Here is an 11,815-nt window from a genome sequence, read left to right as displayed (position 1 = left end):
GATCATATATACTCAGTATGTTTACTTATTCTTGTTATAAGATAAAATAAGAAGAATAAGCTACTCATTATAATATAGAAGAAAGCACCGCTTCTTGTATTACAAAGGAAGAAGATATATCGTTTTAATGCAAATAACAGTTGTTTCTTTTCCATATCACATTCGCCCTAAAAAAGCAATAGCTCAAGTAGTTTTAAAGATAAAATCAGCGTATTGCACAAATATGTTAATGTTTCATTTGCGGTATTGCTGTAAAATCTGAAGTTAGCAAATTAGAAAACAACAAGTTTTCATTTATATAAACATAAAGCTATAATAAGTAAGCAATAAATAAGAAATAAGGATAAGTGGTTCAGTTTTATTTGATCATACATACTCAGTATGTTTGCTTATTCTTGTTATAAGATAAAATAAGAAGAATAAGCTACTCATTATAATATATAAGAAGAAAGCACCGCTTATATTACAAAGGAAGAAGATATATCGTTTAAATGCAAATAATAGTTGTTTATTTTCTGTATCACGTTTGCCCTAAAAAAGCAATAGCTCAAGAAGTTTTAAAGATAATGCATTAGAAAGCAACAAATTTTCATTTATATAAACATAAAACTATAATAAGTAAGCAAATAAATAAGAAATAAGGATAAGTGGCTCAGTTTTTATTGACAAAGCACCTATAATTAGCTGCAATATAAAAAAAGATGTAATTGACTTATATGTTATATCTATCTCTTTTCTTATACTGCTCATAATAAAATAGAATAATAAGTTACTCGGTATCTTTACTTATTCAAGCTTATAACAAAGATACTATCAATAGTGAAATTCACTGTCTTTCTTATTATATAATGAGTGTTCAACTTAGATAGTTGATATTTTCCGCCAATCAGTTTGTACATTATATCCGAATACGCTTGTTATTCCTTGTTGAAAACGCATAAACTTCAGATAAATTTTTATTTTATTGATAAAATGCATTGACTTTTGAATAAAAATATGATAAAATTGAATTGTTAAAAGAAGTATAAGTTTAGTGTATCTAAGTCATTTAGATGCTCTTTTTTTGTATCAAAAAATAGAGAGCTCACATTCGTAAAAAAAGAATGTGGGCTCTCTTTTTGCTTTTTCGTCGTGTTTGCGAAATATGACAAAAAATTCACCTCAGCAATTCCAGCAGGAAACATTTGTTGAAGTAAATTAAAACAATAAAAAATCTGAACATGCTCATGATCCATATTGTGGTATGTCAGCTCAACAAAAGTATTTTACATTTAAAAAAACAATATCTTTAATTTGAAATAATTCAGGCTATACTATTTGCTATTGATTTACGTAATATGAAATTGACAAGCTCAACGATACTAACAAGGAAATACTTGTTTAAAAAAGTCCAACATTGCATTCCTGATTTTCGGAAACGCAAAAAACAGTTTTGTAAAAAATATGTAGTTGAATAAACAGTTAAGACTAATAACGTCTTGTATAGCATATATGATCGTTTTTTATAATATTGGCATATATGAAACCTATTCCATTCAAAATCTAATAAAGGTCTATTCCATAGATCTTTATTATAAATGCACTGACCCACTTTGTTATAGTTTGCATTATAAATCATACGGTTTGTAGAAGCTTTTGGCATTTTACAAATTTATTAATAAAAAAATATAATACTCCCAAAATGGTTCCACTAATTGTTTTTTAGATCAATTAGTCTACCTGACCAGTAGCGCGAGGTTCGGCGTAAGAGAGCCACTAACACTATAAAGGTGTCCACTGAGCATGTCTTTCGAAAGACATGCGTCTTCATTTGGTGGTCGGTCTATAATCCGATTCACTGGCCTTTGGTGCTGCTAAATAACACCTTTATACTGTTAGTATCAACCGCACTTGACCCCACCCACACACAAAGCAAGGACCCTAAAAAGGAGTATTTCGATGAGCAAGTTTAAAATTGTAAATAGAATTATTGACGGTAAAAATGTAGAGGTAGAAATTGGTAACAACACGTTGCAGTATGTCTTGACTAATAGGCTAACTGGAATGCGTTCATTCGGTCAAAAGAAACACCGATTCAAGGTTTTAAAAAAGAGAAAGAAAGCTAAGGCTGTTAAGAGTCTAAAAAACAAAGGCTTTAAAGATGAAGAAATCAAAGAAATTTTGAAAGGAATAAACACTTTTAAATGGAAGATATTCTCTGAAGGCACTTTTAAAAGATATCTCGGCGTCTTAAAACAATACTGCAAATATCTTAATGCAAAGTTTCAAACAAGTCATTTAACAATGAATGAGGCTGTAAAATATATACAAGAATACATTGATGTACGAGAAGCTAGGGGGTTGTCAGCTAACACTCTCAACACTGATCTATCTGCGTTATGCAAGATTTTCGGTCAAAAAATAAGTGACTACAGACACCCTCCACGCCATGGAGCTCATTTAAAGAATGATCCGACAAAATACAATACTGAAACGGGTGAAACAACTCGTGATGTTGGAGTGACCACAGGCTTACGACGCCGTGAGCTTGCTCACTTAAAAGTCGATGATATTAAATTCATTGACAGCGAAACTGTCCACATTTTTAGTATTGGAAAGGGTGGCAAACATAATCGTACGGTGTTGAAAGGAATTGTCGCAGTGGCAAAGCTAAAAGAATATATTAGTCGTGCTGAAAAAACGGGCAATGATTTTTTGTTGACAAAGGCAGAAGCACGCGTCCCGGATGGACTCCACTATTGCAGGGCTATGTGCGCACAGAATACATACTATGCCGTTTTGCAGGACATGGAAAATGATCCTGCAAAGCGTGCAGAATACATTCAGAAAATCAAGGATGAGTTTAAACGTTGCAAGAGAAAGCTCAAGGAGAATCTCGACAAACCTTATCGACTTCGAGGATATAACAGAGAAGCAGCATTATCAATCGGCAAGCCAATTGTCTACGATCGTGTTGCGGCGATGTATGTTAGCTTGTTCATACTCCACCACTTCCGCACGAATACCACCATTCTACATTACTTAGTGAAATAGCGAATCCAACCAAGTTTATCAACATAGAATGGGTGACTAGGTGTTGCAGAAATAGTTTCACCGTTTACACAAATATGGATAAGCTATTTGTCTATAATCAGCAGACCTACAACATAATATTAAATTTGTTGTATATAACTGTTAAATAAGAAAAGAAGCGAACTGGATGCCGCTGCTTTATCAGTCAATATCTCGGCTGCCATTCCTCAATTATATCAATCATTCTGTCATTGGTTTCGACTTTCATCTCGAATATCAAATCATCAAAATCGTCATCATTTTCTGTGTCGTTGCAGTTTAATCTAAACCAACCTTCATCTAACCGATCGATAGTAATTGCAGCGCCAAATATCAAAGAATCTGCATACAAACCTTCCCCAGAAGTGTCCTCTCCGTTACAAATGGTAAAATGACCACTTGTGAGACTAATTATTATACTGCGACAATTGCGAAGTTCTTCTTCATTTATAGCAAGCTGTGGAAATTTCGTTTTAGGAACGAGGAATGGTTTATCATTTACATAGATTTCTCCATCCATTTTAAGAAGATGAACCATAAAGAACTGCATACGCTTAGCTCGTGTCTTAATATTCCTAAATTTTAATATGTATTTTCCTTTTTCTGTACATCTTAAATATCGATATACGGTTTTCCCATTATAAATAATTATAGGGGAATTACGTTCTTGAAATAATACTGAAAATGCTTTCATTTTTTCCTCCTAAGGCTTAAAGTGTCTATAAGGATCTATTTCATCATGTTTCCACGGAGAAACCGGAAGTAAATTCTCTAGTGTATTTGAACCACCATCTCTTTGTGGAGTGTCTTTATGATGAAGTTCCATTGAATACCATTGACCATTTTCTGGATACTGAACTGATGGTGCTTTACCCTTTTTCATTCTTGCGAGGTCACTCGCACTATAATTTCCAGAATTATTGTAAGCTTCATTTTTCCAATAACGTTGGCGTACTGTAGACCACTTAGGATTTTTACCAGATGCTGTTGGCGCGTCTATAGGGTCTCCCACTTGCCAACGCTTTCCTTTGGATGCTGACTCATTACTAATGTTGTTTGTTGATACTTCTTCTATTCCACACCCATTATGAACAAAAATACCATTTTCGCCCACAAAGTAAGTATGAAAATCCTCAACCTCAAAGTTATAAACCTTGATAGGTGATTCCAGAATCTCGTGCTGAACGAACTCAACTGTTACAAGTTCACCATTTGAAAGTACAAGTACATCGCCTGCACGAAGTGAACGTGCTAAAGTCCAACCAAGTTTATCAACATAGAATGGGTGTGTCGGCGTAGCAGAAATTGTTTCGCCATTTACACCAATATGAATAAGCTCGTCTGTTTCATTGACATAGGTGTCAGTAACCGTTTTAACAGCTACTTCACCTGTTGTTTCGTCCTCCGAAAGGACCTTATCGCCGACTTCGATTTCTTCAATCGGTTCTTGTCCGTCCTCAGTAGTTACAAGTGTACCAGCAACAAAGCAATAAGATGTGCCAAAGTCCTTTGCAGAACCCCACATTGATGCACACGGTAATTTTTTATGTAAGCCGCGTGCACCACGCACTCAAAATGTTAAATGTTATAACTCTTTGTGGTAAATATGTCTTTTAAAAGGTAATTTCTGTTCTAACATATTGCAAATTTCATTATAATTGTCAGATACTATATAATCTGCAATATTCAGATTTTCAGCATACGAATTGTAAAAGATTGTAATATTGCTAAATTTAATGACATTATCCTTACCAAAGATATTCATCAAAAATTGATTTTGATATTCGGTCAGATCTGAAAAACAATTAATTAAACCAATTGTGCTATTAACCAAATCTGAACTCGAATACCAAGAAGCTAGATTATTTAAGGAACACGGCATATTCATTTTACGCAGTATACCTGAAGCAAATGAAACCGCTCCATAATAATTTGGCAACAAAAACGAATAACCAGATATACTTATATTTTTAATTTTAGAAATTATTTCTATTAACATTTTGTAAGTATTCCAAATATTACTTAATAGTTGCTTATCGTTTATTATTATACTATATTTAATCACTCCCAATGAATTAATGTATCTTGTATTAACATCTATATCTAATCTAGTCTGAGGCTCAAAATCTTTTCTATTAAAATCTGATTGAAAATCAAGATTTAAAAATTCATCTGACTCAAGCAACACTTTATATCTTTTATAAGGTGGTGCCCATAGTTTTTTTTCTTTTGCCCAATATATTTTTTTTATTTCATATCCAAAGTTATAAAATATTTTTTCACTTTGAAAAGCTAAATAACGTGGCAAATCATGATAATAGTTCATATTGAATTGGCATATTAATGATTCATCATTACTATGTATAATCATTTTTAATATGACCCCCAATCAAATAAATGAAATTTAAAAAATTCTGTGTCAGTATTCGGATTTTGGGATTGCATTGCTGATATTTTCTTTCTTAGATTATTATATGCAGTAGAACCAGTATATTGGGATGGGCTAGCAAACTCGTATATATCATAAATTGTTTTCCCGTTTTCTGTCCTTACTGTAATTATATCTGGTCTTTGTGATCCTTTTAATCCAGCAGTGGATAATGCCTTATTTCCATAAATCGCATCATAGTCTCCACCTTTTCCATTAGTTCCGTATCCAAACTGTGCAAAATCATCCATTGTAGCATCAATTGTATCTTTATGTTTAGGATTTTGACCATGTCCAGAGCCCTGTACATTAGTACATTTATTATGCACCAACACCCCACACTCGCCCACAAAGTAAGTATGGAACTCCTCAACTTCAAAGTTATAAACCTTGATAGGTGATTCGAGAATTTCGTGCTGAACCCATTCAACTGTTACAAGTTCGCCATTTGAAAGTACAAGAACATCTCCGGCTCTGAGACTTCTTGCAAGTGTCCAGCCAAGCTTGTCAACATAGAACGGGTGACTAGGTGTTGCAGAAATAGTTTCGCCATTTACACCAATATGAATAAGCTCGTCTGTCTCATTGACATAAGTTTCAGTAACCGTTTTAACAGCTACTTCACCTGTTGTTTCGTCCTCCGAAAGAACCCTATCGCCGACTTCGATTTCTTCAATCGGTTCTTGTCCGTCCTCAGTAGTTACAAGTGTACCAGCAACAAAGCAATAAGATGTGCCAAAGTCCTTTGCAGAACCCCACATTGACGTTCCTGTCATTGCAACTTTAAATAAGTCGCCCTTTATCTCTTCCCAGGTGAAACTTGCATCTCCACTTATGTATTTATCAGCCGTTTTTCCCAATTCATATGAGCCGATCATAAGATTTCCTGCTGATCCTGTTTTATGGAATGCAGTTAAAAGCCTGCATGATTTTCCGGCTTTTGAAAATGCTCCTGTGCCTACAATATACTGCATTCTTATCGTGATTTAGAGCAATAATTCACTAAATTACTGCCCTAAATTTTTAATAGATTGTATCAACAACCTTTATGTATATCAGAATACCATCCATTTTTTCTAATCGTCGAACTCCAATAATTTCTTGTTGATAATCAGTTCCTTATTAACTTTATATCCTACGCCTACAGAGGTTTGAGCACCAGATGACAAATATTCGGGACGTTGTTCAAGCGGTTCGTCAAATTCATTCCAAAATGGTTTTACGCGTGCTATTTTGAAAAAGCCATAACTTGGGGGCGTTCCTAAATTGTCAATATGACTAACATTGTAAAATAGTCCCTTTGTCCAATAAAACCTATCAACCATAAGCGGCGCAAGCAAAAGTTCAGAATAATCTAATTTAAACGAAAGCTCATCAACACTTTTTGATTTACTTCTGAACAATGCAACAACATACATATCTTCACCCTGCATATTATTTACATGGGCATTCAAAACCAATCCATAAAAAAATATATTTTGCCGTGGCTGGAAAACAAATATGTCACCTTTTTCGGGATATTTATATGACCTTTTTATTTTCAGCAACTGAAAATTATGATTTTTGCCTTGAACTAAATCGTCATGCAATCTGTCTAATTCTTTTTTTATAGGCTCATTTTGTTTGTTATATCTCTCATGCCATTCTTTTAGCAAAATATTATTATCATTATATTTCATAATTAAAACCTCGGCAAATTATAATCAGCAATATATTTCTCAGCCCATTCATTTGCTTTATCATAATACCTATGATTATTACTAATACTATTAATTTTATTTAATTCATTAGGTCCATTTTCTATGTAATATTGTTCAATTGCTCTCGCTTGATTTCGAGTTAATCCACTTGTTTGTATATCAAGATCATCAAAATTTTTAGACATATGCTTTGATTTACTTTTTGATGTGGGAGCGTAATTGTGCTGTTGAAGTCTTGCTTTCTTAGACTGCTTAGTTATTCCTGTGTATTTATAATCACCGTCGATCTTTCCAAAATATACACTATTATCGGAATCACCTTTACTTAGCCATGTATCAAAATCATCACAATCATTATGTACCAGCACTCCACACTCACCAACAAAGTAAGTATGGAAATCCTCAACTTCAAAGTTATAAACCTTGATAGGTGATTCAAGAATCTCGTGCTGAACCCATTCAACTGTTACAAGTTCACCATTACTGAGAACAAGAACATCGCCTGCACGAAGTGAACGTGCTAAAGTCCAACCAAGTTATTGATAGCAATTATTTTTACAATCCTAATTATACTATAAAATCTGTAAAAAATCAATAACCGAATACAGAAAAAGCAGACGTGGCAAAACGTCTGCTCAGCTATTTGGAGCAAGCAACGGGAATCGAACCCGCATCCCAAGCTTGGGAAGCTTGTATACTGACCATTGTACTATGCTTGCAAAAAGGCAATACTAAAATATATTGCCTTAGAGCAAAGCCTGTTACCACGGACTTTGCTCATTCTTGTATTTTTTATTGTATCTCATCTTTAAACGCCAAGATGTGAACCCCACGCAAGCCCCAAGAGTGTTGTTGAAAACATCGTCAAATTCACAAAGCCCTCTGCCTGTGATATACTGCGTTATCTCGATACCTGCTGAAAAGGCAAGGGACATAAGGAAAACGCTTTTGAACTTTGTGATACCGCAAAGATATGGCAGCAAAACGCCCAAAGGTATAAACATTGCAATGTTACCGAAAATCTGTACCAGCCAAAAATCACGCAGATACTTGATGCTTATGTTCTCCAAAAGGTTTCGCACCTCCCAGAAGGGCACAAGTTCCGCCCGACGTTCGCCCCACTGTCGGTCTAAAAGTGTGAGCCAGAGGACGGCAAAGATATACACTGCAAACAGCGCTGTAAGTATTTTTCTCTTTTTACTCCACCGTAACGCTCTTTGCAAGATTTCTCGGCTTATCAACGTCATAGCCCTTTCCTACTGATACATAATATGACAAAAGCTGAAGCGGTACTACTGAAAGGCTTGCCGCAAAAAGGTTATCTATCCTTGGAGTGTAAACTGTGAAGTCAGCAACGTCCTCCATAGCATAGTTTCCATAGGTAGTAAGTCCGAAAAGCTTTGCTCCACGGCTTTTTACCTCGACCATATTGCTTATGGTCTTTTCATAAAGTGCAGACTGAGTTACCACGCTGAACACGACAGTTCCGTCCTCGATAAGGCTGATAGGGCCATGTTTAAGCTCGCCTGCCGCATAGGCTTCGGAATGGATATAGCTTATTTCTTTGAGCTTAAGGCTTCCCTCCATACCTACTGCATAGTCGATACCTCTGCCGATAAAGAATGCGTCCTTTATATTCACTACCTTTGAAGCAAACCACTGCAAGCGCTCCTTATCCTCGAGAATTTTCTCTATCTTCTCAGGGATAGTATTGATCTCCTCAACGAGCTGAGCAAATCTTTCGTCGGATATCTCCCCTTTTGCTTTTGCAAACTGCATTGCAAGGAGATATGCGGCAACGAGCTGACAACTATAGGCTTTAGTTGTTGCGACGGATATTTCAGGGCCTGCGAGGGTATAGAAGACATTATCGGCTTCTCTTGCGATCGATGAGCCAACCACATTTACGATACCGAGAGTTTTTACTCCTTTATCCTTACAAAGTCTTAATGCTGCAAGGCTGTCGGCAGTTTCACCCGACTGGCTGATGATGATAGCGAGGCTATTTTTTGCAAGCTTCATTTGTCTGTATCTGAACTCAGAAGCAAGCTCCACACGGACAGATAGTGAAGTCAGCTCTTCGATAACATACTGAGCCACCATACCAACATGGTAGGCAGAGCCGCAGGCAACGATATACACCTGCTGGATATTTTTCATATCCTCGTCAGAAAGTCCGACGCTTTCAAAGCTAATATTTCCATCTGTAAGGACAGAATTGATAGTATCCTTTATCACCTTTGGCTGTTCGTGTATTTCTTTGAGCATAAAATGCTCATATCCGCTTTTTTCTGCAGCTTCTGCGTCCCACTCGATAGTTTTCATTTCTTTCTGTATTTCTTCGCCATCGAGGTTGTAGAAAGCAACTGCGCCCTTTGTAAGTTTTGCAAGCTCCATATTGCCTATATAGTAGACATTTCTTGTATACTTAAGTATTGCAGGGACGTCAGAGGCGAGGTAGCTTTCGCCGCCAGTTACTCCTATTATCATAGGGCTGTCTTTTCTTGCGGCATATATCTCACCGGGATAGTCCTTGAACATAACAGCGAGGGCATAAGAGCCACGGATACGGACGAGGGCATGATTAAGAGCGTCAACAGGAGTACCCAGGTACTTTTTGTAATAATAGTCGATAAGCTTTACGGCAACTTCGGTATCAGTTTCTGACTTAAAGGTATATCCTTTTTTGATAAGCTTTTCACGAAGCTCCTGATAGTTTTCGATAATACCGTTATGTACGGCGATAACATTTTCATCGTCGCTGCAATGAGGGTGGGCGTTTACAGTTGACGGCTCGCCATGGGTAGCCCAACGGGTATGGCCGATACCACAAGCACCTTTTACAGCTTTTCCGTCGTTAGTCATTTCCTTTAGGACTTTCAGCTTGCCTTTGGCTTTTACGATCTCAGGCTCTGCGTCACCGTTTCTTACAGCGATACCGGCAGAGTCATAGCCTCTATACTCAAGCTTAGACAGGCCATCCAAGAGGATCGGGGCTGCCTCGTTATTTCCAGTAAATCCAACAATTCCGCACATAACAGTGTCTCCTTTAAGTTTTATTTTTATTGATGTAATCTTCTATAGCAGGTCTATTGGGAGGAAAAATATCCTCCGGCAGGTCGCAGATATCAATAAATTTAAGCTGCGACACCTCAGAAGCCTGCATTTTAAGCTCGCCTGAATACTCGTGGCAGGTGTAGACGATATCAACGTTTGACACCTTATCGCCATTTGGGTAAGTATACTGCATTCTTTCGCCTGAATAGACGCCAAGCAGTTCGAGCTTTTTTGCTTTAAGACCTGTTTCCTCAAAAAGCTCTCTTTCGGCTGTTTGCTCAACAGACTCTCCAAGTTCCACCGAGCCGCCTGCATATCCCCAGCTTCCGCAGTCTGTTCTCTGCTGCATGAGCATTTGGCCTGCTTCGTTTATTACTATTACGCTTGCTCCCACCTGCAGCAGAGGGGTGTGGCCTAGGTGCTGGCGGAGGGATTTTATGTATTCTGACATTACACAGGCTCCCCAAAAGTATCAGGGTGACTTGGATCAAATATCTCATTGCAGGTCATAACAGTAACAAGATCCTCCGTATCACTGAGATTGATAATGTTATGGGTCCAGCCAGGTATCATGTGGCCCTGCGAAAAAATCTCTGTAAATTCAACAACAGTGATAAAAAACGATATTGTGGAGCGGCTTGAAAAACAGCCGCTCATTTTTTTTACAGTATACAATAAATACCGTAATTTGTCAAGCTTCTTCAACAGTCAGTCTGCTGGAATGGAGCGCAGCGCAATGGAATCAGGCTGATTTTCAGCGGCTCGCTCAGCCAAGCCTGTCGGGGTACATGATCTCCAGCTCGCCAAGAACTCTGCCACAGTTTCTCAGCGGCAGAGTCCACTTCTTTGTAATCTCATGGGTTGCCAGATACAGAGCCTTCAGGAGCGCTGTATCGCTTGGAAATACGCTTCTCTGCTTGTTCAGACGGCGGTATCCGCTGTTAAGGCTTTCGATGGCGTTGGTGATGTAAATGACCTTTCTGACCTCCGCTGAAAACTTAAAAATCGGCGATATGACGTCCCAATTCTTGTACCAGCTTTTCATAGCATTGGGATAATCCTTTTCCCACTTCTCCGTCACACGCTCAAGCTGTTCAAGTGCAGCGTCCTCAGACGGCGCATGGTAAATTGTTTTCAGATCATTAGCAAATTCTTTCTTGTTTTTTTCGCCAACGTATTTCAGCGTATTTCGCACCTGATGAACGGTCCGATACCTGAAATATCCTTTTGACGCTTCATTACGACCTTTGGCTCAAATGTTCCGTCGCGATCCTGCGGTACTTCAATTTCCGTTTCTCCGAAGTTTCCACGTATTTTCTTGGTTTCTTACCATTTCGGTAGTCCGGATTGTCAGAATGCTCATAAGCGCCATATCCGAGATGTTCGTCCATTTCGGATTCAAGCATTTCCTGTATAGTGCCGCCAAGAAGATCTTTCAGAGCATCTTCTATATCCTTTGCTGACCGGATATCATACTCCTCTAGCAGCATTCCGATGATGTTCTTTTTTTCTTCGCTCATTGGTTCTCTTTTTCTTCTTCCCATAAAAAATCAGCCTCCTGTGTTATTTATATTTTACC

General features: G+C 37.4%; 9 protein-coding genes, 1 tRNA gene and 3 pseudogenes. 1 reads left to right on the top strand and 12 read right to left on the bottom strand.

Annotated features, from left to right (window positions below; translation table 11 throughout):
* The first annotated feature begins 1,938 nt into the window (after positions 1–1,938).
* Positions 1,939–3,033 carry a site-specific integrase gene (locus AB5123_RS08790; protein WP_337812627.1) on the top strand — a complete coding sequence of 365 codons (1,095 nt, stop codon included), beginning with the start codon at positions 1,939–1,941 and terminating at the stop codon, positions 3,031–3,033.
* Between the two features lie 184 nt (positions 3,034–3,217).
* Here the strand turns inward: AB5123_RS08790 and AB5123_RS08785 are convergent, their stop codons facing one another.
* The 12 genes and pseudogenes from AB5123_RS08785 to AB5123_RS08730 form a co-directional block, all read right to left on the bottom strand.
* Positions 3,218–3,745 (bottom strand): hypothetical protein, encoded by a 528-nt coding sequence (locus AB5123_RS08785; protein ID WP_117865710.1) that lies wholly within the window; start codon positions 3,743–3,745, stop codon positions 3,218–3,220.
* Positions 3,746–3,754: 9 nt separating this feature from the next.
* A complete protein-coding gene (locus tag AB5123_RS08780; RefSeq protein WP_368364712.1) occupies positions 3,755–4,576 on the bottom strand; it encodes a polymorphic toxin-type HINT domain-containing protein in 822 nt (273 codons plus the stop codon).
* A 60-nt stretch (positions 4,577–4,636) separates the two neighbouring features.
* On the bottom strand, positions 4,637–5,422 hold the full coding sequence (locus AB5123_RS08775; protein WP_118159258.1) for a hypothetical protein: 786 nt from the start codon (positions 5,420–5,422) through the stop codon (positions 4,637–4,639).
* A 2-nt stretch (positions 5,423–5,424) separates the two neighbouring features.
* A complete protein-coding gene (locus AB5123_RS08770) occupies positions 5,425–6,453 on the bottom strand; it encodes a polymorphic toxin-type HINT domain-containing protein (RefSeq protein WP_337812526.1) in 1,029 nt (342 codons plus the stop codon).
* A 102-nt stretch (positions 6,454–6,555) separates the two neighbouring features.
* Complete coding sequence (locus tag AB5123_RS08765) at positions 6,556–7,158, bottom strand: Imm26 family immunity protein (RefSeq protein ID WP_117928289.1); 603 nt, start codon at positions 7,156–7,158, stop codon at positions 6,556–6,558.
* A gap of 2 nt (positions 7,159–7,160) precedes the next feature.
* A pseudogene (locus AB5123_RS08760) lies at positions 7,161–7,700 on the bottom strand (polymorphic toxin-type HINT domain-containing protein); the annotation flags it as partial.
* A 123-nt stretch (positions 7,701–7,823) separates the two neighbouring features.
* Positions 7,824–7,898 (bottom strand) — tRNA-Gly (locus tag AB5123_RS08755).
* Between the two features lie 42 nt (positions 7,899–7,940).
* The gene (locus AB5123_RS08750) at positions 7,941–8,426 is read right to left on the bottom strand and encodes a VanZ family protein (RefSeq protein WP_368364710.1); all 486 of its coding nucleotides are present in this window, start codon (positions 8,424–8,426) and stop codon (positions 7,941–7,943) included.
* Positions 8,377–10,215 (bottom strand): glutamine--fructose-6-phosphate transaminase (isomerizing), encoded by a 1,839-nt coding sequence (gene glmS / locus AB5123_RS08745; RefSeq protein ID WP_368364709.1) that lies wholly within the window; start codon positions 10,213–10,215, stop codon positions 8,377–8,379. The genes AB5123_RS08750 and glmS overlap by 50 nt, the downstream gene beginning before the upstream one ends.
* Before the next feature lie 13 nt (positions 10,216–10,228).
* Positions 10,229–10,687, bottom strand: coding sequence for an NUDIX hydrolase (locus AB5123_RS08740; protein WP_337812529.1), 459 nt, complete (start codon positions 10,685–10,687; stop codon positions 10,229–10,231).
* Positions 10,687–10,812, bottom strand: a pseudogene (locus AB5123_RS08735) (capsular polysaccharide biosynthesis protein CapF); the annotation flags it as partial. The gene AB5123_RS08740 and the pseudogene AB5123_RS08735, both read right to left, overlap by 1 nt.
* Positions 10,813–11,002: 190 nt before the next feature.
* A pseudogene (locus AB5123_RS08730) lies at positions 11,003–11,780 on the bottom strand (transposase).
* Between the last annotated feature and the right edge of the window lie 35 nt (positions 11,781–11,815).

It is taken from the genome of Ruminococcus sp. RTP21204st1_B2_RTP21204_210225 (assembly GCF_040914135.1).
Taxonomy (GTDB): Bacteria; Bacillota; Clostridia; order Oscillospirales; family Ruminococcaceae; genus Hominimerdicola; species Hominimerdicola aceti.
Note: the sequence above shows the minus strand (reverse complement) of the source record. Positions and strands in the feature narration are given on the sequence as shown.